The organism is Vibrio sp. ZF 223 (genome assembly GCF_003050585.1).
Taxonomy (GTDB): domain Bacteria; phylum Pseudomonadota; class Gammaproteobacteria; order Enterobacterales; family Vibrionaceae; genus Vibrio; species Vibrio crassostreae.
This window is the reverse complement of the sequence record NZ_PIGB01000003.1, coordinates 126812-151608: the sequence shown is the minus strand read 5'-3', so window position 1 is coordinate 151608 and position 24797 is coordinate 126812. Positions and strand designations below refer to the sequence as shown.

Genomic DNA, 24797 nt, shown 5'->3' with positions numbered 1-24797 from the left:
CTAATTATCCGATCTCAACATTATCAAGCAGTTCTTCAACCACTCTTTGATGGTCAACGCCATCGGCCAATGCATCATAAGAAAGTGAGAATCTGTGGCCTAATACGGTAGGTAGCATCGCTCGCACATCATCTAACGTGACATGGTCACGCCCTTGTAACCACGCATAAGCGCGTGCACATTTATCCAACGCAATGGAAGCACGCGGGCTTGAGCCAATCTCAATCCATTTAGACAAGTTTGATTCTGGGTAACGCTCTGGCTTACGAGTTGCCATGACCAAGGCCACAATGTAGTTCTCAACTAAATCGGAAACGGCAATGTCTGGAAGTTGTCGGCGTGCCTCAAGTACCAACTCAGGTTCAATATGTTGTGGAGTGACTAATTCTGAACTGGTTTCGCTACCCAACTCCTCACTGCGCACCAGTCGAATGATGTCACGTTCCGCTTCGTCTTCTGGGTAGTCGACCGTCACTTTCATAATGAAACGGTCCATTTGCGCCTCAGGTAGCGGATAAGTACCTTCTTGTTCAACTGGGTTTTGAGTGGCCAATACCATGAACAAGTCAGGAAGGATGTGAGTTTGGCCGCCCACGGTTATCGTGCCTTCCGCCATAGCTTCAAGCAGAGCCGCTTGTACCTTTGCAGGCGCACGGTTCACTTCATCGGCTAAAACAATGCTGTTGAAAATAGGACCCGGTTGGAAATGCAGTTGCGGCTTGCCATCAAGCTCTTGATACACCTCCGTACCCGTCACATCTGACGGCAGCAGGTCAGGAGTAAACTGAATTCGACCAAAACTGGTGTTCAGTAGATTCGCCAGCGATTTTACTGAGCGAGTTTTCGCAGTACCGGGAAGCCCCTCAAGAAGCACATGTCCATTAGTCAATAACCCTATCACCAGAGCCCGAACGACGTGGCTCTGACCGATAACACTTTTTTCTGTTTGTTCAATCAGTTGGTTTATTGCTTGTTGCGCATGGTTCATAGGTCTTCCCTTAATTCAATCTGGCTGCGTACATCCTACTCACAAGCCCCATAACTATTAGTTATACACATGATAAACAGTTATAAACGTGATAATTGGTTACAAGCGGAATAAGCAGCAAGCACGATAGCCAAGCTCACCTCATCGCTTTATTTAAACCTAGATTTCAATTGGTTAATGGCTTCCGGCGGTGCTACTTTGCTCAATGATGAAATACACTGCTCAAACGCCTTTGGTACGCCCGGTAAATGGCTGTTTCGCGCCAACACTTCACACTGGGCATACAGGTGCTGTGGGTTGCGGCTAAATTGGTAAGCCTTGTGCAGTGATTGACTTGCCGCAAGCACATCCGATTTCTCTAAAGCCAATCCGTACACATACCAATATTGTGGGTCGGTTTGCGCAGTTTCAGCGGCTTGTTTAAGGTAGTCCGTTGCTTGTTCGTAATCTTTCACACGAAGCAGAGACAATCCTGTGCTGTATGGCAATACACTCGATTTAGGCTGAGCTTCAATGCCTTGCTTCAACGTCGACAACGTTTTTGCTTCGTTACCTTGCGCTCGATACAAATCCGCTAAATTGGCGTAGCTGTTTTCGAAATAAGGCTCGATTTCGATTGCACCTTGATAGAACTCAATCGCTTTATCGTGCTGACCTAAATCGCGGTAAACGTTACCTAAATTTGTGCGGCCAAATCCTCTGTCGGCATTAAATTGTTGTATCTCAATGTACTCTTCCAATGCAGGCTTGATTTGGTCTTTCTGCAGCGGATTCATTTCTCCCCAGTAACGTACTAGCGCGCCTGCGGTTTCTGATCGAATCGACAATACAGGGTCTTTCAATAATGGCTCTAGAATCTGCCAGCGATCAGTGAATGGGAAGCCAGACGAGCCTTGCACCACACCCAAGCGGATCATTTCATCATCGTGTTTCACCGCTCTCGCTAATGAGATAAGCGTGTTCTTGCCCGTGTTGCCACCTAAACGTTCTAAACTCGAAGCACGAATGATATTACTTAAACTTGAGTCTTGAGCTGAATACGCCAGTGCATCTTCTGCACCTCTATGCCCGATTGAATCCGCATAAAAGGCAACAGCAAAGTGTTGCTGGTTACGATACTTAGAATCTGGGAACCACTTACCAATTTGCTGATCGGCCCATTGATCAGTTTGGTCTTCATGACAGCTCGTACACACGTTCGGTGTTTTAATGTGTTGGCTAATATCTGGACGTGGAATATGCCAGCTGTGGTCACGCCTTGGATCGACTTCCATGTAAGTCGTTTCTGGCATGTGACAAGTGGTACATTGTGAAACTTCGGTATTGGCTTCATGGAATGTGTGCTTTTCAGGTGTGTATTCAGAAGCAATGTGACACTGGCTACACACGGCTTCTTCGGCAATTTTCAGTTCTGCAGTATGAGGATCGTGACAGTTAGTACAAGTAACGCCTTTCTCTGCCATCACTGATTGCAAGAAGGAGCCGTAAACGTAATCTTCATCGTAGATTTGGCCATCGTTATGGTAAAGCTCAGGGGTAATCAGGCTCAAGCGGTATTTATCAAAAAATGAACCGTTAACGTGGTCGCCTGTTTCATTCAACTGGGCGCGTCGGCTGTGGCACTGAGCACAGGTCTGAACTTGATTGGTATGAATAATGTCTTTTGGTTGCAGAGTTGAATTGCCCTCTTGGTAGATCCACTCTTTTACCGATTTTGACAAATCGCGGTCAAAGCCGTAATGCGCCGAGACATGGGCATTTTTTCCCCCTTTGGCTGCGGTTTGCTGGTTATTTGTTTGCTGGGCTTGTTCAACGTGCTCACTCGCAGGGCCATGACACGCTTCACAACCGACATTAATCTCCGACCATGTGGTGTCGTAGGTATTACTCGCGCTATCGTAGTTCTTTTCTAGGTTCGTTGAATGGCAATCAGCACACATGAAGTTCCAGTTTTGACCGCTATTGGTCCAGTAGAATTCATCCGTGTTGGTGGTATCAGGATAAAGGTGAAACCAGCGTTGACCGCCTTCACTCTTATCTCGAGAATCCCAAGCGAAAGGAATCAACTGCACGCGTCCGTCTTCAAACTCAACCATGTACTGTTGCAGAGGTTCAAAGGCAAAGGTATAGCTGATTTTGTAATCTTTGAATTGACCATCAGGCCCTTCAATGTTTACCCAGAATTCATCACCTTTGCGGAAAAAGCGATTAGGCTTTCCTTGATGGGTGATGGTTTGGTTATTGAAATCACCGAGAACGGAATCTTCGGTGGCATGCTTCATCGCCATGTCGTGATGAGAACCTTGCCATGCTTCCACTTCCACACTGTGACAGTCAATACAAGCTTCAGATCCGACATACGTCGCTTGAGAGCTCGCATGCGAAGCTTCTGATAAAGCCTGTTCATTGGCATGCGTGTGGAAACTAAGTATCGACAACACGGGTAAAGATAACATTGCGGATAATACTGCAACTCGCTGGTGTTTCAATCCGTTCACTAGCAAGCACAACCATGCAGACATAACATTCCTTGTTTTTATACATCCTTATGCTTAATAAGGTAGACGCAAAAACAATGAATTTACAATTATTTAGTGGCAGCGAGCACGATAGTTGTGATTCATATTCACGACTGGTATTTACTCATCGGTATGCGCATAAAAAAAGAGCTCCTAGGAGCTCTCTTGTGTTACCAGTTTCATTAAGCTATCAGTTTCAACAAACCAAAGCTTACTTGTTATGGTTCTCTTGAAGTTTTTCCATAACCTGATCCAAGCTAAAGCTTGCTGCTTTTTGGCGTGGTGGATATTCAGCAAAGGTTTCTAGGAACTTGCCAACATACGCTTGTGCAGGAACGAACATATAAGCATGGTCTAACAACCAATCATAGTAAGTATTCGATGTGATATCTGCGTTTTCGTATGGGTCCATACGGAGGTTAAACAGCTTAGGAAGACGTAACGTCACGAACGGTTCTGACCAAATCTGCATCGTACCCGTTGCACGCTGCTCCATGAACACCGCTTTCCATTGGTTGTAACGAAGAGCCGCTAAATCACCATCATCGGTAAAGTAGAATACTTCATGACGACGACCTTTTTCTTCTTCACCGGTTAGGTAAGGAAGGAAGTTATATCCGTCTAGGTGAACCTTAAACGTTTTATCACCCGCAGTATGACCTTTCAGCAGCTTCTCTTTGATTTGATCATCACCAGCGGCTGCTACGAAGGTTGGCATCCAGTCCATGTGGTGCATAATTTCGTTAGAAACGCTGCCCGGTTCAATCTTACCAGGCCAACGAACCATTGCTGGTACACGGTATGCGCCTTCCCAGTTGGTGTTTTTCTCACCACGGAACGGCGTTGTACCGGCATCAGGCCAAGAGTTCATGTGTGGACCATTATCCGTTGAGTAGAAAACAATCGTGTTGTCTTTGATACCCAATTCGTCGACTTGTTTCAGTAACTGTCCAACGTGGCGGTCGTGTTCAACCATACCATCAGCGTAGTTACCAACGCCCGTCACACCCTTACTATCCGCTTTCACATGAGTTCTGAAGTGCATACGTGTTGCGTTCCACCAAACGAAGAATGGCTTATCGGCTTTCACTGCGCGATCCATAAAATCAAGCGCGGCATCGAGCGTTTCTTCGTCAACGGTTTCCATACGCTTACGTGTTAATGGGCCCGTATCTTCAATCTTGCCGTCAGCAAATGATTTGATAACACCACGCGGGCCAAACTTCTTACGAAACTCTGGGTCGGTTGGGTAATCTTCATTTTCTGGTTCTTCTTCAGCATTTAGGTGATAAAGGTTGCCAAAAAATTCGTCAAACCCGTGCGCTGTTGGAAGAAATTCATCTTTATCGCCAAGGTGGTTTTTACCAAATTGACCTGTCATGTAACCCATAGGTTTAAGCAATTCAGCAATGGTTGCATCTTCTGCTTGAAGGCCAATATCTGCACCTGGCAAGCCTACTTTACTTAAGCCTGTTCTCAGTACACTTTGACCTGTAATGAACGTAGAGCGACCTGCGGTACAAGATTGCTCTGCGTAGTAATCGGTAAACATCATGCCTTCTTTGGCGATGCTATCAATATTCGGGGTTTTGTAACCCATGAGACCGAAGGTGTATGCACTCACATTGGATTGACCAATATCGTCCCCCCAAATGACCAATATATTTGGCTTTTCTGCCGCAAAAGTGGCGCTAGACGCGGCCATCATTGCTGTACCCAAAATCGCTAATCGACGTTTAGCGCCATATTTCGCTGTCATAGAAACCTCTTCGTAAGTTATTTGCATCCTGCCCTACAACGTATAGTCCATTTTTTGAACGATCGCGAGATTCGCTAAACTATTAATCTATTTGTCATTTTTATTGAGATATGGACACCGGAATCATCGATAAGGTTAACGCCAACAAACATGATAAGGATCACACATACAAACTAAGGACTTATTCATTCAACCCACTAAAAATGATATTGATCAATGGGTTAACTGAGCATCATAACGATTGGTTATAAGCACTATAAAAGGACGAAGCGGAATTTTGGGAATAACATTTGTTCATCGATGTGTTGCTCTAACGCATTAATCTTTAAAGTGAATCGGAGTCCTTATGGGTACTAAAATTAATAAACTAGCATTAGGTGTTGGCTTATTAGCAGCTTCTTCAGCGGCAACGGCAGCAGAAAAACCAAACATTCTTGCTATCTGGGGTGATGACATTGGTGTATTCAACATCAGTGCATACAACAACGGTATGATGGGTTACGAAACACCTAACATCGACCGTATAGCTAACGAAGGCGCACTATTTACTGACCACTACGGTCAACAATCGTGTACTGCTGGTCGTGCTGCATTCCTAACGGGTCAAGAACCTTTCCGTACAGGTCTATTAACTATCGGTATGCCAGGCTCTGATCACGGTATCCCAGATTGGGCTCCAACTATCGCAGACCTTCTTAAAGAACAGGGCTACATGACTGCTCAGTTCGGTAAGAACCACATGGGTGACCAAGATAAACACCTTCCAACGAACCACGGTTTTGACCAGTTCTTCGGTAACCTATACCACCTGAATGCAGAAGAAGAGCCAGAAACATACTACTACCCTAAAGATCCTGAGTTCCGTAAGAACTTTGGGCCTCGTGGTGTAATCAAATCAACTTCTGACGGTAAGATTGAAGATACTGGCCCTATGACGCGTAAACGTATGGAGCACGCGGATGAAGAGTTCCTAGAAGAATCTCTAGCCTTCATGGAAAAAGCAGTGAAAGCGGACAAACCATTCTTCATTTGGCACAACACAACACGTATGCACGTGTGGACTCGTCTACAAGAAAAATACCAAGGCGCATCGGGTATCAGCATTTACGCTGACGGCATGTTAGAGCACGATGACCAAGTAGGTATCCTACTAGACAAGCTTGATGAGCTTAAGATCGCAGACAACACCATCGTCATCTACTCTACTGATAACGGTGCAGAAACCGTATCTTGGCCTGATGGCGGTGCGACTTACTTCCACGGTGAGAAAGGTACAACTTACGAAGGCGGTATGCGTGTTCCTCAGCTAGTTCGCTGGCCTGGTACAATCAAGCCGGGAACTAAGATCAACGACATCATGAGTCACCAAGACTGGATTCCGACTCTACTAGCAGCAGCTGGTGATGATAAAGTGGTTGAGAAGCTGGCTTCTGATAAAGGTGCGACTTACAACGGTAAAAACTGGCGTGTACACCTAGATGGTTACAACTTCCTGCCTTACTTCCAAGGTAAAGAAGAGAAAGGCCCTCGTGATAGCATGCTTTACTTCTCTGCTAACGCTGAGTTAAACGCGGTACGTTGGAATGACTTCAAGATTTCGTTCGCTGTAATGGACGGTAACATCACAGATGCAGTGCGTTTCCAACCAAACTGGCCTCAAGTCGTTCACCTACGTGCAGACCCATTCGAAAAAGCACCACACGAGTCTGGCATGTACCTGCGTTGGATGGCAGACAACATGTGGCTATTCGTACCAGTAGGCGGCAAAGTACAAGAGTTTATGAACACACTACCCGACTACCCAATGCAGAACAGCCAAGTACTGAACCCAGGTAACTTCAACCAAAATGCTTACATGCTTCAAGGTAAACTTAAGCAACTAGAAGCTGCAGCAGCACAAGCTAAATAAGCTACTCTAGATTAAACATGTAATAACGAAGCCGTGGTGACTGAATGCAGTGACCGCGGCTTTTTAGTATCCAATACAAATAACATAAGACGCGAACCGCCAACTAGTATAATTCACACCCAACCTACCCTCTCATTTTTCAAAAATAAAAACTCACACTAGTCAATGTGAACCTTAATATATGACCGTTGCGTTAAGATTTCGCAAATTTTTTCAAATCCTTATGACATGACTTGAATTGGAGTTCTTACCATGCGATTGTAATTCAACTGCCCATAAACAACTGTATGATTATGAAAACATTAAAATCCATCGCGCTGCTTTCCACAATTATCGCAGCACCACACGCGTTCGCTGACGTAACAATTGAAGTTCCTTCTAGCGCAGATGCTTTAGTCGAAGTCTTAGCGGTTAACGAAGCTAAGCCTGCTCTTGAGGGTGGCTTTTTCTCTTCAAGCAAAACGATCACCGTGCCAGACGGCGTAAACCAAATCGTTTTCAAATATCAACTTGCTTTCAGCCAAGGTAACGACCGCGAGTTTGTCGATAGCGATACGATTATTGCTACTTTTGATGCGACAGACATAGCATTGACGTTCGATATGCCTAAGTTCCGTAACACCAACGAAGCGAAAAAAGGCCTTCAAAACTTAGATTGGAAACTGGTTGATGAAAACCAAAATGCAATCAGTGTTAAGCAAGACAAACTTATCAAAGATGGCATGCAGATTGGTCGTAAGTACCCGCAAGAAGCGAAAGAATACAACCAGAAAGGTGGCATCGCTGCACTTACAGTAGGTGCTAGTGCGGGCGCAGCAGCAGCTGTCGTACAGCCAGTAACGCTTCCAGCAAAGATTGACGGAAATGCAGCAAATACAGCTGAAGAGATGTTGTATTTCTGGTACGAAAAAGCAGATGCTGAAGCAAAGCAGAAATTCAAAGACTACGTGAACAAGTAACTCAACTGTCTTAATTTAAAAATGAAAGAAGCTGGCACACTGCCAGCTTCTTTTTTGTCTTCATCTAGGTACTTTAGGCTCGTATAGATTAAGCAGACTCAGTGGATACCACTTTGCCATCCACTCTGGTTGGCCATCCCAACGCTTTATATTCTTCAGCCAGTAAGTATGCACAACGGCTAGAAATTCTTGTTTTAATCCAGTCACCAAGTCCCAATACTTTATATTCCAGTACAGCCATTTTCATAACAATTCTATTCCGCTCTAATTCAATTTATAAATCTAGAGTGAACGTTATAGATATTCTCTTGTGGTGTATGTTCCTAAAAGAACACTGTGCATAATGTTTTCGTGTGATATTGATTAATCACTCAAAATCTAATCATCCAAAGGTTAGCTGTGCTTTTAGAGGTTCACGCTTTAATCTCAGCGACAGGATCGCGCATCATCAAATTCATTGGTGAAATACGCTCATACAAACCCTCAGCATCAGTGATGAACACCTTCCCTCTCTCTATCTTCACTAAGCCCTGTTGCTCTATACCTTTAAGCACCTCATTCAACCTGGGTCTCGAGATCCCTGTAATAGTACTCAATTGAGTTTGTGAGATATTTATACTCACGGTCGCACCTGCTATATTGGTTTGGCGTGCAGCAAGCTCCAACAAGACGTAAATGGTTTTCTGTTCTTTTTCATGAATCGAGGATAAGTAAGCTTGCATCCAAATAGATTGTGCTTTGGTCCCACTATGCAACAACCATTTGAATACCATGCACTGCTCTTCGGCAAGCGCTAACACCTTCTTGGCAGGAAACAGTACCATGGTAATAGGCTCGACCTCCTCTGCCACAGCAAAGAGGTTGTAGTCAGCATGAATAGACAAAGCACCTAGCCAATCTCCTCTTCCAATCACACCACCGGATATGCTTTTCATATTCTCAGTAGAAAAACAGATTCCTGCAGAACCACTCAGAATATAGAAAACGCCAGGCAGATTTTGGAATTTCTTGGTAATTTCCAGGCTATGAACACTCGTTTTGAAAATAGCAATCTCGATTAAGCTATCGATCAATTCTTGCGGCAATTCACATGGCCACTCAATTTGTTCACTGATTGTTGGGTCTAACAACGGTGTATTCCTCCTCCGACAATCGCTATGTTCACGTTATACAGCGTTAGTGCTGCATTTTGCACTCCTTCTAAAGGTAGTTCATTACAGCTAGAGGAGATGTTTTTAGCAAAATAAAATCATACCTCTTAGTCAGTTAGGTTACTTCTCACCTAAAAATTGCGTAGAAGCAATATAAAAACGACCAACATATGTCGGTCGTTATAAGACTCTAAGCTACAGAGTTTTTATAGCCGAAGTCTAAACTAGAGACTATTCAGAATCGGCTTTAGAAAGGTAGTCTTGAACACGCTCACGATATTGCTGCTTCAATGACTCTTCGATAAAGCTCGCGTCAATCGCATTCAAAGTAAACTGTGCCAGTTCTTTCTGCGTCATCTCATGAGCTTGCCTCACTGCGTTGAAGTTATCCGACATGTAGCCACCAAAGTACGCTGGATCATCAGAGTTTATGGTTACAGCGACACCCTTTCTCAACAGCTCGACAATGTTGTGCTCTTCCATTACATCAAACACTCGTAATTTGATGTTAGACAATGGACACACAGTCAGCGGCATTTTAGTCTCAATCAATTCGACGATTAAAGCGTCATCTGTCATGCATTGCACACCATGATCCACTCGACTCACGCTGAGCATTTCAATCGTATCCACAATGTTTTGAGCAGGACCTTCTTCCCCTGCATGTGCCACAGTTAAGAAACCCGCTTGTTTCGCTTGTTGGAATACACGTTTGAACTTCTCTGGTGGATGTCCTAATTCAGAAGAATCCAACCCAACCCCGACGATCTTATCTTGATGTTTTAACACATCGGCGAACGTTTGAATGGCGCGCTCTTCAGTCAGGTGACGCAAGAAACAGGCGATAATTTGAGAGGTAATACCCAGCTCTTTTTGCCCCTGTTGAAGTGCACGATGAATACCGTTAATGACCGTGTCGAATGCAATACCACGATCAGTATGTGTCTGAGGATCAAAGAAGATTTCGGTGTGAATAACATTATCAGCCTTACAGCGCTCTAAGTACGCCCATGTTAGGTCATAGAAATCTTGTTCAGTGCGAAGCGCATCTGCACCTTGATAATAGATATCCAGAAACGACTGCAAGTCATCAAATTGGTATGCGCGCCTTAACTGCTCTGGGGATGAGTAAGGTAGCTCAATGCCGTTGCGTTGAGCGAGTTGAAAAAGCAACTCAGGTTCGAGTGAGCCTTCAATGTGTAAATGCAACTCTACTTTTGGAAGCCCTTGAATAAATGCGTTCATATTTCACCTACTATGGATTTTAGGTGTGCACTTACTCTGAATAATAGACAGGAGGTTTTCTTGAACGCTATTACAAAGAGTAAGAACACAATTGTGTTCTAAACCCTTCGTAATCAGCACTTTGCGGGAGCCGGTAGAGACCCCCAAACCATATCATTGGGGTTATACGAAGCAAACGGTTGCTACTATACAGAGTTCAGTGTGAATTTCACTAATCGTTTCTCGATAAAACTAATAAATTACTCAGTAGCATTTAAGAATACTCGCCACACCTTATTCAGAACAACATTCTAATATTAGATTGACACACTTTAGTTATTGCCGCTATTTTGTCTAAAACCATAAAAGACGGTCGATATGAAACACAACCTATTCGCGAGCTTTGAGGATCTCCTCTCTCACCAAACCAAAACTTTGACCGCATGCCAGCCCAAAGATTTCGATAGCACTTTTTTCTTACTGGCAAGAGAAGCGCTCGCTTGGTTTAAGCTCGACAGACTTACCCTATTTCCAAACTCAATGATTCTTCTGGATACAGGAAAAAGTATTTCCGTATCCCAAACAGATACTCCACCGCTTGAAATGGAACGCTTTCTAAAAGGCAATTATCTTGACTACCTTAAGCTTTTACGTTCAAAAGAGTGTTGGCAGTTGTTCCCTGAAGAAACACTAAAGAACCATAAACTCGACCCGTTACGTGTACTTTATGAAGAAGGTGCTCATTGGCATGGGATTGTAAGCCTTTCGTTGTTTGGCCAGCAGTGGGGAGCTATCGGCTTCTCACGGTTCAATCGTTACGATAAGCCAATTGAAGAGGCTGACATGAAGCGAATCAAATTGCTGAGTGATATCTGGCTCTGTTTTTGGCAGCATTCCAAAATGACGCGTAGTGTCACCAGCGATGAAACCAATAATATTAACGAGAGTGAAAAACTATTATTGCTGACCAAAAGGCAGTGTGCGGTTCTGACTCAACTGGCACAAGGTTATACCGCAAAGCAATGTGCTGAGATCCTCTTTTTAAGCTCTAGAACCATTGAGTCACACAAATACCGCATGTTGGATATTTTGGAACTCGACAACCATACCGAACTGATTCAGTTTGCACTGCGAAATGGCTTTGGCATCGATAATTCATAGCGATCTTATCAACAAATCTGATAGTGACGAATGCTTATAAACACAAAACCCTCAAGCAAATAAAATTTGAGGGTTTTATTAAAATAACCCTGTTAATTAATATCTTACTTCAACTGCTTCAGTTATATAGAGTCACTTCGCCTTCAAAGGTAATCTGGTCGTATTCTCGACATTAGTAACATATCGATGTACTTACCGCCTTTGAACGTACTGAGCCTTTTTGTGCCTTCTAACTGAAAACCTACACGTTCATACAAAGCAATAGCGGCGTGGTTGTCAGCATGAACCTCTAACTCAAGACGCACGAGGTTAAGCCAGTTATCCGCCTGATTGATCGCTTCTTGCATTAACGCCTTACCGACCCCTTTACCATGCATATCCGGGTGAATAGCAATACCAAGACCAGCGCAGTGCCTGTCTCTTACCTTGCTGGTCATGAATAAAGTAATATGGCCCACTACTTTACCGGATACTTCCGCAACTAAAGTGAAATGGTCGGAGTGACCAAACAGTCGCTCCACTTGATCAGAGCTGAGGAAAGGCTTTTGAGAGGTGTTTTCTGATACTGATGGATGGCGATAAATATCAAAAATATCTTGGTTGTCTGTGAGTTCTAGATGTCTAATTTGTATTTCCAAAGCGCTTCCTTACTATCTGATCTTTTTAACTGAACGACTTTCATACTACGGATAGCAACGAGCACCTACAACCTTAAAGATTATAAGTGCTCGAAATAATTAAACAGATAATAAACCCAACGAAATCTTAGCGTTATACAAAGCTTCGGAATATCTAATCTTTAGAACTTATAGTCGACACCGACGCTCGCGAGTACCTGTTCAGAATTATAGAAGTCGATGTTTGAATCTATGCTTCTTAAACCAAGTAAAGTAATCAATGACCAATCTTCATATCCCATCAAGCCGCCAAACTCGTATGCTAAGAAGGCGCCATATTCGTTCTCTTCACGAGTTTTTTCATAAATCGGATTTGCTTCATCATACTGACGATCACTGGCATCTAATGTGACCACAAAACCATGGCGACCAATTCTCTTAGCGTAATTCAGTTCAATACCGTAGCTATCAAAGCTCAGTGCACCACCCTCCGCATCTGAATTGAAATACACCATAGATGGAACGAACACACCAGCTTGATTAGGCAAGATGAAGGGATACCCTACCTTGGCATACACATAAGTTCGCTCCCTATCGAGCAGTGCTATCTCTTCAGCAGATAAGTTTAGTGAACTCCCTGACAGCTCATCATCTACGTCTGATTCACCAATCGCGAAATCCGTTCGAAAGCCAGTGCCGCCGATGTTAGTCATTTGCAATCGCCCAACATTACCTTTCACATCGGTTTCGTTTCGATTAACGCCAACCGCGTAAGGATCAGACCAAGCCTTACCTGAGATAAGCGTAGGAAGAACAGAAAAATCCAATATGGTGCCACCGGAAAGTTGATGTCTGTAACCAATCTCAAACGCGATGGTACCTGTTGCAATATCCTCTCGTGTCGTACCCGCATACACTTGGTGAGTCAGCGATTCACCAAAAGTATATTGAACGGTACCCAAAAAGCCGAGTAACCCTTGCTTTTCGCTATTCCCTTCCTCAGTGTTGGTTGCTTGATTCGAATCCTGTTCAGTACTCAAATTACTACTGTCAGAGTAGAAACCGGCCAAAACACTGAAGTTACCGCTGAAACCTTCATTTGGAGCAAGGCCACTGTAAGCAGGCATTGAAGCCAATGCAGAAAATACAACTGGTAAAGCAAACCTCATATTCACATCCATTACTTGAATAATCACCCACTAACTATAAGTATCAAAATGCAATTACAACAAGTATTTAACATGGATTTTTTATCCATCTGATGACTTTGGCAGTTGAAGTAAGTGTCACGAGGGTGCAATAAGTTGATCTATCGCTTTTAGGCTTTCGTAATACCTCTCGGAAATAACAGACAAACTCAAAGGACTACAATATGTTTAATCACTTAAGCAAAACCCTGTCAGTACTGTTCGCAACACTTCTTTTCACAGCTTTCGCTCACGCGAATCATCACGGTATGAAGAAAGACATCGTTGATGTGGCAGCAGAAAACGGCTCGTTCACCACACTAGTTGCGGCGGTAAAAGCAGCAGGCTTAGTAGATACATTGAAAGGCGACGGACCATTTACCGTTTTTGCCCCAACCGATGAGGCTTTTGCTGCATTGCCAGAGGGAACGGTCGATATGCTGTTGAAACCAGAGAATAAAGACAAGTTAGTTGCAGTGCTTACTTATCATGTCGTACCTGGGAAGGTTATGGCGGCTGAAGTAATGAAACTGAACAGTGCAGTCACAGTCCAAGGTGAAGCTGTAATGGTAGGGATTGATCATGGCAGTGTGATGATCAACAAAGCTAAAGTCGTGATGCCAGACGTTGAAGCAAGCAATGGTGTCATCCATGTTATTGATGCGGTACTGCTACCAAAATAATCAATGGGTAAAGCCAGTAATAAGCCTTCAAAAATTCTTTAAAGGGTGTGACTCGTTCGCACCCTTTTCGTGTTTAGAGATAACTGAGTTTCGTCATCAAAGAAGGCGAACTTTCTTTTGCGTGTACAGCTAGACAAACAAACGTCCGAATATCAAAAAAGCCGCCATCGACACGACCTTGGTAAACACCACTACCCAAATACAGTCACCAATACTCGCGTGTGTTGCCTTCCCGAGAAGGAATACAAAAAGGATCAACCCGAGAGCCCACCCTACAGTTGGAATCAACGACACTAGAGCAACGATAACAGCGATGGTAAGGAGGGATTTAAAGTCGGCAACAACGAATGACATTTTCGACGCAATGTACATGCAACATGCCGTGATTAAAGCGTCCATTACAAACGCCAAAGCTTCTATTCCCACTTGGATTCCTTAATTAAACTAAATCAGCCTGCATACTATATGCAACCCGGAAAAAGTTCTTAAGAACATGGTAAAAAACCCACCAACAAATGTCGCAAATTTGAGAATTATGAGAAATAAAATCCGGTCATTCATGTCGGTTATTTCTTATGTTTTTCAAACCCTTTGGTTAATGCTTCGGGACGAGCTGTATTCGTTTATTGATAGGAATCGGAGACATCTTTGTCTTCTCGACTGATACACAGCACATACAGATTGATAACGACAGAAAAGAAAGAAATAACGACGACAAAGATCGGGAATAACCCTTCGAAGCCGAACTTCAAGGCCAGTACCCCTGCCGCCAATGAGAGAGAGGAAATTAAGACGAGGATCTTATTACTAAGTACAATATTCATGAGCCACACTCCATGTAGTCTTTATTAGTTTAGATTAGACCAATAAAGATGCACATAACTCGAAGTCGCCAACACTATTGATAGTTAGCTCAGGCTATTAGATTACTTTCTCCATCACGTAATTCGTCAGTTTTACGCCTCGCATGTCAACTTCTTGCTCATTCACAACCTTGAATCCAAGATGTTCATAGAAAGGTCTGGCGGTAATACTCACCTCTGAGAAGTATCGATAAACACCGCGAACTCTGCCGACTGAAAATACATGCTCCATCAAAGCTCTTCCTACCCCCTTTCCTTGATATTCATGGTGACAGAAAAAATGGTCAATCAAGCCATTGGGTTGCAAGTCAGTATAGCCAACAACGCGCCCGTCTAACTCGGCCACAAAGGGCTGTATACGGCGAAGACATTTGTCCCACAGTTCCGAATCAAAATCACTTGGTGCCCAAGCCTCGACTTGTTCTTGAGAGTAATCGCGAACGTTGATGTTACGGACGGTATGAAAATAAATCTCCCATAACGCTTTGTTATCACTAGGTTGGTAATTTCTAATTCTAACCACGACATAATCCTTTCATGTATTTAGTGTATTGGACAAGTACCGTATTGCCCCTAAGCGCTCTCTAAATAAGTCGATTCTAGAACAAAGAGATTCAACGATAAAATACAGCCAACCAGATCGTCACAACGTTTTCCACCGTACCAATCACCTTATGCTTTTCTCTCGCAGCAATGTTGATGTAATCCCCTTTAGACAAGGTAACAACACGTCCATCTTCAAACTCGATGACGCCTTGACCTTCGAGCACCATTACCCATTCATTCTCATCTTGGTTGTACCACCCCTCTTCTGGTGAACTGTGTCCATGTGACAGAATTCGCTCAATTCGAATATTCTCGTTACTAATGAGAGCGTTGAACATCTCATTGGGCAGCGACGAAGGGATATCAGCGTAGATATTTGGCATCGAGCTCTCCTAAATCTTGAATCATCGTCATGCGGTGTACTTTATTACGTAGCAACAGATTCAAACTCTAAGCTATCGCATTCTTTTTGAAGTAAAAACGGTAATAACCCACCAAGTTGCTGCAAATAAACAGCGCTTCCATAAGAACCGCTGTTGGCGAGCCAACTAAATAATTGTGAACCAACCAAAAACTGGTGCCGATGATCATCAATTCTCTTAAGCGGCGGTCATCCTTATTAAACGCAGCGAAGGTTTGAAATACGGAAGCAAAGCAACTCAGTACGCTAGTCAGCCCCGAATAAGTCACGGCCGTTGCGACCACCGACATCGAACAGAATAAATATTTAAACTTAGACGAGGTAGAAAATACGCTCGTCAAATAGCGAATCGTGGCAATCGTCATTAGGCTCGCCGCTGTCCATTGCTCGAGTAGAATAAAGTGACTCGAAATAAGCACACCGGCAAAGAACAGACAAGTGACGATTTTCTTCCTTTCCTTGAACTGGAATGACAGAAGATCGAAGCAAATCGCAATGGCGACTAAGACTTGAGATAGATAAAACGCTGACACAGTGATTCCTTCAATAATAACTTACGCTTTAGCCGCTTCATTCAATCAATCATCGAACGAACTCGCTTGATGCGCTCAAACAGATACAGCCAATAACGCTTTAAATCTTCAACACACCACTAATCACAGTGGTCGCAGAACCGATTAGCTTTATTCGCCCATTAGCTAATAGCTCTGTCGACATATAGCCACCACGACGAGACGCCTGATACGCACTGAAGCTGCTTTTGTTTAGCTTTTCTGCCCAGTGCTGCGTCAATGCACAATGCGCCGACCCTGTCACAGGATCTTCATTTACCCCAACCCATGGTGCAAAATAACGAGAAACAAAATCAAGCTCAGTATTCGATGAAAGCGCTGTCACGACAACGCCTCGCCCTTTAATACCTTTTAAAGCATCAAAATTTGGTGAAAGGCCCAGTAGCACTCGCTCGTCAGACACTTCGATTAGCTGCTTGGAATCAAACTCTCGGAATGAAACGACTTGGTTCGACTCTAAACCAAGATGTTCGAGCAACATGAGGTTGGGCTCAGTAAACAATGATAACTGTGTACTAGGGAAATCAAGCTCAATAGACGATTCACAAACTGCGGCAGACAACTCCCCAGATAAGGTATTAAATATGACCCTATCCCCTGTGTTGAGCAGACCTTGCTCTTTCATCACATGAACGGTTGCCAGTGTACCGTGCCCACACAGCTTCACTTCTACTTCTGGAGTGAACCATTTAAGTGTCATAGTGTTAAGTGACAAAAAAGCCGTTTCGGATACAGCCATCTCTTCAGCAATTGAAAACATTAACGACTCACCCAATGGCTTTTTGGAAATACAGACCCCTGCGGGGTTTCCTTTAAAAGCTTGAGTTGTGAACGAATCCACTTGATATATCTCTAAATTCACAATGTTTCCTAGCTTTGAGATCGGATAAATATTTTGCCTACAATAAGCACAAATACACTGTGCTACAAGTCTTCAACAGAAATTTTATTAATAGTTATTTGAAGAGTAAGGAAAGATAAACAAAGAGTTATGAAAAGAATTGGTGGATGAAGCAGAAGGTTTAATATCGGGCAAGCACTAGATAAAACGTATCAGACAAGGTAGGAAACATACGCACATTCGCGGCACATAAGCATTGTATCGTGCCACAAACGTGAAGTTACTCAGCAATGATGACTCAAATTGAACCTATTGACGTACTAGCGCAGATTTCACAATGGTCAAACCAAGTAGGCCTAGCATTACTCCTGTCACTTTATCAATATAGTAAGCAACACGCGTAAACTCTTGACGTACTTTGGGCGCAGATAACAGGAAGATGATCGCCGCATCCCATATAAAGACAACCACCGTCATCCAAATACCTAGCCCAAACTTAAACATGAAGCCAATATCTTTGTTCAATACCACCGTGAATAAGCTCAAATAGAACAATAGGTTTTTAGGATTAAGGATTCCAGATAGAAAACCGGTGAGGAATTCTTTAAAAAAAGTCGTTTGGTTGAAGCTATCTCCTTCGGTAACATCCATATTATTGTAATTACATTTCTTCGCTCTTATGGCTTGCACTGCAAGATAAACAAGAAACACTCCACCAATTATCTTGAGTGCAATCATAATAGAAACGGATGCTGCCAAAATCGAGCCTACGCCAACTAGGCACAAAGCAATGTAAACCGCATTCGCACTGGCAATACCGAATGCAACGCCTAGGGCTTTTTTTCCCTTATTTCGAACAGCACTCTTCACCACAATCACAAAATCTGGTCCTGGGCTTAATAGCGCCAAAAAGTGAGCAATCGCCACGGTAACAAAAATTCCAACTAAATCTGCATCCATAAACCAACCTCCTTATCGTTCAATTAATGCCCTACTATTGCATAAATAACGAAAAAATGCTCAAGTAGTTGAATATATATTTACTAGTAACCTAATAACCAAACAAATCCCGTGTTTTCATCGGTCAAGGGTTGATATCCCCTTGATTTAACGTAGTGATGTTGTGCTAAAGCTTACTTTTGGCTCCAATTAGGTTATAGGATTTTTCCACCTGGATGCATTGCGTGATGTTGAAGTGAAATTAGAGACCTAAATTTGAGCTATGTCGCAAAATTTGGGCTACGATTTAGTTAAGCAAAGTAGGAAAGGAATCCCTCAGTGAAAGCATTTTATATTTCAGTTCTTGCGTCATCATCTTTTTTAACTGGCACTGCCTTTAGCCAACAGGATGAGATTTATCTCTACAATTGGGATGAATTTCTATCCGATAGCGTCGTGACCGAACTAAGCGACACGTACGGCATTTATTTGAAACAGCAGTTTTTTTCTGACGAGTCGATCAGAGATGAAGTGCTATTAAGCGAACGTCGGGGCGCATTTGAGCTAGTGATTATAGAAAGTGTAAAGCTCAATGCGTTAGCCAAGCAGAACCTGTTTCACAACCTCAGTGAGTTACAACAATCCATTACGGATAACATCGATTCAAGGTGGGTCGAAGGATGTGGCGAGTATGGCATCCCCTATGCTTGGGGAACGACGGGAATCTTATATCGAAGTGACAAATTAAACCCTCCTACCTCTTGGAAAGCTCTTCTTGAACCAGACACGAACAGCAGTGGTCGCATAAGTATGTATTACGAACCAACCGATCTAGTGGGTACCGCGTTGCTAGCAAATGGGTTTGATCCATTCACTAATAACGAGCAAGAACTACGCATAGCTTACAAGACTCTGCAAGCACAAAAGCCTCATATAGAAAGTAGCGAATACGTCATTGACTATACCCACCAACCTGAACGTCTCGCAGATATAGATCTCGCCTACGGCTACTCCGGTGACAGCTATGTACTGAATGATGCCGACCCTAATGCCTCATGGACCTATATTGTCCCTCAGGAGGGCACCACGTTATGGTTGGAGTGTATTGCAGCAATTAACAACGGTGAGCTATCTCCACAAGCGATAACAATTCTATCATTCTTAACTCAACCCGAGATCGCCGCTCAAAACGCGATGGGGTCATGGTTTGCGACTCCAAGTTCAAAAGCAAAAGCCCTGACCACTCCAGAATATCAGAATGATCCTGAGCTTTTCCCTAGCAAAGAGGTATTAGAGCGTAGCCATCTATATGAACAACTCGAACCCAATAGTATTCAAATTCGTAACCGCATTGTCGACAGTCTAAGATAATTAATGTCAGTATTAAAGAAGCTCTATTTTGTACTCATTCCCACGTTATTGTTCGTGTTTGCAATGGGCGGGATGGTTACTTATAACTTAGCCTCCAACCACGTAAAACATATGTACTTAGACGAAGTTCAGTCCGACGTGAACACCGCTCTAGTGGCCGCTGAGTACGAACAACTTGGCCTATCTTTACTAGTAAAAGATATTGGTTCATCCCTACAGTTCTTGAGATATATTCAAAACCCTGGTGACTACACCACCCTATCTCTATTAGAGAAAAGAGTACTTCGAGTCTTAAACCAAAGTCATGTTAATCAATTTGGTCAACGTAATATCTATGTCGTAAATCCTAAATTCAAATTAACGCTTTCTACTTTACGATCAGACCCTTTCGAGGGATTAAAAATCCCAGATAACATCTATGAAAAAGTCTTCGATATCTATACCTCGTTAATCAATAGAAACGAGCTGTCTTATGAAGGTTTCTCTTATATCTCTGTGAGTGGTGAGCTTAGATATGCTTACGTTACCGCGATCGACCCTTATTTAGTCCCGCAAGACAAGCGCGCGAACAACAGTCTAAATCGATATATATTAATTGCAGACGGACCATTAAAACAGTTGTCTAATTTGCTCAACAAATACAACGATGATGACAACATGCAACTACTAATTGAACCGTCATCAAACACAGAACATATCGAAAATACGCAGTTCGTCATCAAGTCGTTTGAACAAGCCAAAGACCGTATCAAAGTTGAGATGAACAGCCGTCACTTCCTTGCCCAAGTTAATATCCGCGAAAAAAAATTCAATCAAGAAAAGTCCATTATCGCTCAGAAGACCTTACTTGGTTGCTTGACAACATTATTCATAATCATGCTCATCGTACACATGGTCGTCCGCTATCAATTAGTTCGCCCACTGAAAGACTTGTTACACGAGATCTCCATTGGCGGACTCAAACTTAGATATTTCAAACGCTCATCTGGTCAAAGTGAGATCGATGGTCTTAAGAACGCTTACATTGATTCACTAACGGAATTGAAATTTGAAGCTGAGTTCGATCAATTAACAAAGTTGGCCAACCGACGCTCGTTCATTCGACACCTAGATGTACGTATAAAAAGTTCAATGCGCCCACACTGTTACTTGGTTTGTTGGGATATTATCGACTTCCGTAAAATCAATGATTTATATGGCGCTAAAGTGGGTGACAATGTGCTCGTTAGTCTAGCCAAAGTACTAAGAGAAACCTTACAGAACCAACAATCCTCTTTTGGCTTTAGTTGCAGCGACTATTCAGTAGCAAGGTTGGGAGGAAACCAGTTCATTGCCATATTAGAAATAGGTGATCATCAGTCAATAAACGAAGAAATTGAGAACATTAACCACACTCTTACGGGAACGACTTTCCTCGATTACTATGGTTTTAGGCTCTCGATTGCAACGGGTGTTCTGCCTGTCGACACCCCCAAATTTGAAGAGGTATGGCACCGATGTATTGATGCTATGTTGATTAATGCTAAGAATCACAGCGATGGGGAGAGCAGGATTGTTTATGGCGAAGAGTTACTCCACTCACTTGAAAGGCATGATGTTATCGAAAAAAGACTATTGGAGTGCTGCGAGAGCGACAACTTTGAACTTCGCTTTATGCCTATTTTCAATGCTAAAACACTTCAGATTGACGGAGCAGAATGTCTGATTCGCTGCCCAGCTCTATTTGATATAAAGGCAGGACCAGATGAGTTCATTCCAGTCGCAGAGAAAAGTAATTTGATATCCAAACTCGACATGTGGGTCATTAGTTCCGCAATCAAGAGTTATAAAGAGCTTTCAGATATTCACCAATACAGTGGCACCTTGTCCATTAACATCTCGGCGATGGAGCTCTACAACCGTAACTTTGCCGACAATGTTCGGAAGGTACTCGAGCGTTATAAAGTTCCGCCTTGCAATATCATTATAGAGATTACCGAAACCAGCTACGTTAAAAGCAGCAAACTTACGGTGCAGACCATTGAGAGTATCAGAAGCTTAGGTTTAAAAGTTTCCCTTGACGACTTCGGTACGGGTTACACAGCATTTAACCAACTTCTCCATTACCCTGTTGACGAACTTAAAATTGATAAGAGCTTTATCGATAATATCGTCGACGATAAGGCTGACCGCAAGATGGTCGAATCCATGGTTAACTTAGGACACTCTTGTAACACCTTCGTTGTAGGTGAAGGAGTCGAATCTCTTGAACAGTATCATCTTCTTCGAAAAGCCAACTGCGACCTCATTCAGGGCTATTTATTCAGCCAACCGTTAACTTACATTGAGTTTATTGAATTTGTCCGTGACCATAATCCACAAGCCATTCTAGACCAACAATCGCTTTTAGAACCAAACTCTTGCGAAAGGGTTGTGTCACTAAATCAAAAACAATAGTCGTGTTTCGGTAAGCTCGATGACTTAACAACCATGGCCAAACCTCTGCTTCATTATCATCTGAATAAACCTCCTGCAATAAGCACAGACTCACCGATACGCTTGAACTAACAGTTCCTATAGACAAGCCCGAATAAATAAATGAAGCCCTCTTCTGGCTCATAAGCCAACATATTAATGAGGGTAACAAGTTAGTACGTAAGCTAAGCTGACCAAGCTAATAAATTTAGCTTGGTCAGCTTTATTAAGACTCTTAACGTAGACATACAAGTACCAATAAGATGAGGTATCAGTAGGGAGGGATAAAAACGAGACTAAGCCATATAAGAAGCTTAGCCTTGCATCGAGGTCAGTAACTCCATCATATCTTTGGAGCTTATGTTTCTCTTATGCCTGACTACGGCGTCAATCATCAACTCTAGGTTACCTGCCGAGATGTAATCACTGAGCACGTCGTTAAATTCCTCCTGAATTTCATCACTCGCGTACAAATGGTCAGGAATAAAAAATAAAAACTGGCTTCCGCTACTGCGAAACGAAATGGTGCTTTCTGGTATCTTAGCAGTCAGAGACTTAGCTGCCGAACTCACTACAAGATCGCCATATTCAAGACCATATTTTTGATTAATTTCAGTAAGGTTTCTGATTCGGACAAAATAGAGATCAAAGTTGTTGTCTTTCGAGTAGCTATTCTTCACAAATTTCATCAATGAGATTCGATTACGAAACCCTGTAATAAAATCCGTAGAGTAGAGTTTTCTTTTGATAGAGAAATCCACATAGAAAATAACCCCGGTAATCAGCAAGATAGCAACTAGAAACACGCTACTGATTCGATGGACGGTAACTAAGTTATCAACCATTGAAGTATTTTCTTCAATCACAGGGCTTTGTAAGCGAAACTTGTCGTTAATAAAATCTACAAGTGTGTGGTAGCAAATATCGACCTTTTTCTGTAATGACTCCTTGGGTAATAATCCTTCACTGACCAATTTTATCGAGGATTCCAAGCTCTTAAATTTATCAAACTCCGAAGTGAAATAAGGCTTAAAGTTTGCTGACTTAATGAAGTTGGAAGATTCAGTGCTGTTAATCAATATATCAAAACGACTCCACGTAATATCGTACGCTAGCCATAACTCATCGTAATCGATAGTTTCGGAACGACTTACCATCAGAAAATTGGCATATTCCTTTACTAACTGGAAAACAAACCAGGTGGCTTCATTTTGTCGAGTCGAAAAGCTTTTGTTGATGTCGTTAATGCGAGTGACACTGTAAATATTAACGGTGAGCACCACCGCAGCCAAAGATAACACGACGACCTTAATGGCAGTCAACGACAACAGCTTTTTCATAGAGAACCTCTATAGGTGGATATCGCGTATCTGCCAGATCATCTTGGCATGGAAGTCTGTATTATCAATATCAGGCGTCGAAGACAATGGATATATCAACCAATAGGGCCCTTTATCTCTAACCGACATAAATTGACCATTTTGTTTTATCGCAATGATCGGTTGGTAATCGTAAAAATCTTCCTTGGGCACCGCAATTTTATAGTCATTCAATGCTACGAAAGTTACCTGAGATGCAATAGGTAAGTCCATGGTTTCAAGTACTGTTTGCAAGGTCACTCCGCTATAGACTAGCTCTCCATCCACCCAAGGTAATGATGTAATAATCTCTTGTTGGGGAAGTTGTAACAGTTGCTCTCGGCTTAACTGGTGCTTTTGACCTAGATGGTCAAATACGGTGAGTTGCGATGTAGCGAAAATAGAAAATGAACACAATGAAAGCATGAACAACAGTGCAGTTCTCATTTTAAACTCCGTTTTAAAAAGGTCACTCATCTGAGTTTAGTCCATATTAGGCATTTGACTTGCTTAGACATTGCCTTATTTTTCATTCGTACAACTCAACCCTGACTAAATAACATTTCAACCTTATAATCCAGCGCGAACACAACCTTTGCTCCTTCCCAGATAATCATTGGCTCACGTTTGTTTAGTAGAAATCTCTGCTTTTTAAACACCTTGAGTAATCCAATCCAGCCACTGAATACGTAGTGACCAATAAAATTGACAATAAAAATGAGTCAGCAAGTAGCGAGAATGCCTGTCGCTGCATAACCTTTAATCGAACGTAAGCAGTTTTAAGAGCCTGTTTATCTGGTATCTGTCGCTTCATATTACGCCAGCCGATATCGAGCGTCGCTCTTAGAAAGCTTACTCGCTTCATAATCAAGGGAATCGATAATGAGTTTATACAAGCGAAAATTTAACCCCATGACGACACTTTCTACCTTAGTAATGACGCTGGTCATGTTTCCTGTGTCTGCTGAAGTTGATCAAGAGCAATTCGAATTGGGTAAGCAAAAAGCCAAAGTGTGTATGACCTGTCATGGCGTTGATGGTATTTCTACACAAGACCCTTACCCCAACCTTCGCGGCCAAAAAGTGGGTTACCTAATCTCTTCACTGAAAGATTACCAGACTCGAGAAAGAACCAGTGGTTTAGCGATTCTCATGCAGCAACAAGCCGACACGCTCTCAGACCAAGATATCCGCGACATTTCCTATTTCTATTCAATGCTTGGTAACGATTCGAGCGAAATCGGCGATTCAAATTAAGTCAGCGGTTCAAAACCC

24 protein-coding genes and 1 riboswitch are annotated in these 24797 nt (G+C 42.7%); of the genes, 7 read left to right on the top strand and 17 right to left on the bottom strand.

The window, feature by feature from the left end:
* Positions 1-4: 4 nt before the first annotated feature.
* The 3 genes from CWO13_RS08200 to CWO13_RS08190 form a co-directional block, all read right to left on the bottom strand.
* Complete coding sequence (locus CWO13_RS08200; RefSeq protein ID WP_017060007.1) at positions 5-988, bottom strand: AAA family ATPase; 984 nt, start codon at positions 986-988, stop codon at positions 5-7.
* Positions 989-1137: 149 nt separating this feature from the next.
* The gene (locus tag CWO13_RS08195; protein ID WP_108082767.1) at positions 1138-3510 is read right to left on the bottom strand and encodes a tetratricopeptide repeat protein; all 2373 of its coding nucleotides are present in this window, start codon (positions 3508-3510) and stop codon (positions 1138-1140) included.
* A gap of 208 nt (positions 3511-3718) precedes the next feature.
* Positions 3719-5266: an arylsulfatase gene (locus CWO13_RS08190; protein WP_102431220.1), complete on the bottom strand. Its 1548-nt coding sequence runs from the start codon at positions 5264-5266 to the stop codon at positions 3719-3721.
* Between the two features lie 346 nt (positions 5267-5612).
* Here CWO13_RS08190 and CWO13_RS08185 point away from each other — a divergent pair, with 346 nt between their 5' ends.
* A complete protein-coding gene (locus tag CWO13_RS08185) occupies positions 5613-7175 on the top strand; it encodes an arylsulfatase (protein WP_077681544.1) in 1563 nt (520 codons plus the stop codon).
* 293 nt (positions 7176-7468) lie between these two features.
* Positions 7469-8134 (top strand): DUF2057 family protein, encoded by a 666-nt coding sequence (locus CWO13_RS08180; RefSeq protein WP_108082766.1) that lies wholly within the window; start codon positions 7469-7471, stop codon positions 8132-8134.
* 88 nt (positions 8135-8222) lie between these two features.
* Here the strand turns inward: CWO13_RS08180 and CWO13_RS23425 are convergent, their stop codons facing one another.
* The 3 genes from CWO13_RS23425 to CWO13_RS08170 form a co-directional block, all read right to left on the bottom strand.
* Positions 8223-8381 carry a hypothetical protein gene (locus CWO13_RS23425; protein ID WP_165901729.1) on the bottom strand — a complete coding sequence of 53 codons (159 nt, stop codon included), beginning with the start codon at positions 8379-8381 and terminating at the stop codon, positions 8223-8225.
* A 166-nt stretch (positions 8382-8547) separates the two neighbouring features.
* Positions 8548-9264: a Crp/Fnr family transcriptional regulator gene (locus CWO13_RS08175; RefSeq protein ID WP_108082765.1), complete on the bottom strand. Its 717-nt coding sequence runs from the start codon at positions 9262-9264 to the stop codon at positions 8548-8550.
* A gap of 252 nt (positions 9265-9516) precedes the next feature.
* The gene (locus CWO13_RS08170; protein WP_108082764.1) at positions 9517-10530 is read right to left on the bottom strand and encodes an adenosine deaminase; all 1014 of its coding nucleotides are present in this window, start codon (positions 10528-10530) and stop codon (positions 9517-9519) included.
* Positions 10531-10620: 90 nt separating this feature from the next.
* Positions 10621-10720, bottom strand: a riboswitch (purine riboswitch).
* A 167-nt stretch (positions 10721-10887) separates the two neighbouring features.
* Here CWO13_RS08170 and CWO13_RS08165 point away from each other — a divergent pair.
* A complete protein-coding gene (locus CWO13_RS08165) occupies positions 10888-11670 on the top strand; it encodes a response regulator transcription factor (RefSeq protein WP_108082763.1) in 783 nt (260 codons plus the stop codon).
* Between the two features lie 143 nt (positions 11671-11813).
* Here CWO13_RS08165 and CWO13_RS08160 read toward each other — a convergent pair whose 3' ends face one another.
* Together CWO13_RS08160 and CWO13_RS08155 are read right to left on the bottom strand one after the other, a co-directional pair.
* On the bottom strand, positions 11814-12308 hold the full coding sequence (locus CWO13_RS08160; RefSeq protein ID WP_102431224.1) for a GNAT family N-acetyltransferase: 495 nt from the start codon (positions 12306-12308) through the stop codon (positions 11814-11816).
* 161 nt (positions 12309-12469) lie between these two features.
* Positions 12470-13456 carry a DUF2860 family protein gene (locus CWO13_RS08155; RefSeq protein ID WP_102431225.1) on the bottom strand — a complete coding sequence of 329 codons (987 nt, stop codon included), beginning with the start codon at positions 13454-13456 and terminating at the stop codon, positions 12470-12472.
* 203 nt (positions 13457-13659) lie between these two features.
* Between CWO13_RS08155 and CWO13_RS08150 the strand changes: the two genes are divergently transcribed.
* On the top strand, positions 13660-14157 hold the full coding sequence (locus tag CWO13_RS08150) for a fasciclin domain-containing protein (RefSeq protein ID WP_107898847.1): 498 nt from the start codon (positions 13660-13662) through the stop codon (positions 14155-14157).
* A 129-nt stretch (positions 14158-14286) separates the two neighbouring features.
* On the opposite strand, the gene CWO13_RS08145 is transcribed toward CWO13_RS08150, so the two are convergent.
* From CWO13_RS08145 to CWO13_RS08115, 7 genes are all read right to left on the bottom strand, one after another.
* Positions 14287-14583, bottom strand: a complete 297-nt coding sequence (locus CWO13_RS08145) for a hypothetical protein (protein ID WP_048660304.1) — start codon at positions 14581-14583, stop codon at positions 14287-14289.
* Positions 14584-14780: 197 nt separating this feature from the next.
* Positions 14781-14981 (bottom strand): hypothetical protein, encoded by a 201-nt coding sequence (locus tag CWO13_RS23420; RefSeq protein ID WP_157933142.1) that lies wholly within the window; start codon positions 14979-14981, stop codon positions 14781-14783.
* Positions 14982-15078: 97 nt separating this feature from the next.
* Positions 15079-15543, bottom strand: a complete 465-nt coding sequence (locus CWO13_RS08135; RefSeq protein ID WP_107898846.1) for a GNAT family N-acetyltransferase — start codon at positions 15541-15543, stop codon at positions 15079-15081.
* A 91-nt stretch (positions 15544-15634) separates the two neighbouring features.
* Positions 15635-15949, bottom strand: a complete 315-nt coding sequence (locus CWO13_RS08130) for a cupin domain-containing protein (protein ID WP_048660307.1) — start codon at positions 15947-15949, stop codon at positions 15635-15637.
* A gap of 67 nt (positions 15950-16016) precedes the next feature.
* Positions 16017-16520, bottom strand: coding sequence for a YgjV family protein (locus tag CWO13_RS08125; protein WP_048660308.1), 504 nt, complete (start codon positions 16518-16520; stop codon positions 16017-16019).
* Positions 16521-16620: 100 nt separating this feature from the next.
* Complete coding sequence (locus CWO13_RS08120; RefSeq protein ID WP_108082762.1) at positions 16621-17421, bottom strand: PhzF family phenazine biosynthesis protein; 801 nt, start codon at positions 17419-17421, stop codon at positions 16621-16623.
* A 288-nt stretch (positions 17422-17709) separates the two neighbouring features.
* Positions 17710-18360: a LysE family translocator gene (locus CWO13_RS08115; protein ID WP_102431230.1), complete on the bottom strand. Its 651-nt coding sequence runs from the start codon at positions 18358-18360 to the stop codon at positions 17710-17712.
* A gap of 318 nt (positions 18361-18678) precedes the next feature.
* Between CWO13_RS08115 and CWO13_RS08110 the strand changes: the two genes are divergently transcribed.
* Together CWO13_RS08110 and CWO13_RS08105 are read left to right on the top strand one after the other, a co-directional pair.
* Positions 18679-19710 carry an ABC transporter substrate-binding protein gene (locus tag CWO13_RS08110; protein ID WP_102431231.1) on the top strand — a complete coding sequence of 344 codons (1032 nt, stop codon included), beginning with the start codon at positions 18679-18681 and terminating at the stop codon, positions 19708-19710.
* A gap of 3 nt (positions 19711-19713) precedes the next feature.
* Entirely contained in the window at positions 19714-22146 is a 2433-nt protein-coding gene (locus CWO13_RS08105) for a putative bifunctional diguanylate cyclase/phosphodiesterase (RefSeq protein ID WP_102431232.1), read from the top strand.
* 332 nt (positions 22147-22478) lie between these two features.
* Here the strand turns inward: CWO13_RS08105 and CWO13_RS08100 are convergent, their stop codons facing one another.
* Both CWO13_RS08100 and CWO13_RS08095 read right to left on the bottom strand, forming a co-directional pair.
* Complete coding sequence (locus CWO13_RS08100) at positions 22479-23504, bottom strand: diguanylate cyclase domain-containing protein (protein WP_102431233.1); 1026 nt, start codon at positions 23502-23504, stop codon at positions 22479-22481.
* A gap of 9 nt (positions 23505-23513) precedes the next feature.
* Positions 23514-23969 (bottom strand): hypothetical protein, encoded by a 456-nt coding sequence (locus CWO13_RS08095; protein ID WP_102431251.1) that lies wholly within the window; start codon positions 23967-23969, stop codon positions 23514-23516.
* A 435-nt stretch (positions 23970-24404) separates the two neighbouring features.
* Between CWO13_RS08095 and CWO13_RS08090 the strand changes: the two genes are divergently transcribed.
* Positions 24405-24779: a c-type cytochrome gene (locus CWO13_RS08090; protein WP_048660315.1), complete on the top strand. Its 375-nt coding sequence runs from the start codon at positions 24405-24407 to the stop codon at positions 24777-24779.
* Positions 24780-24797: the final 18 nt, after the last annotated feature.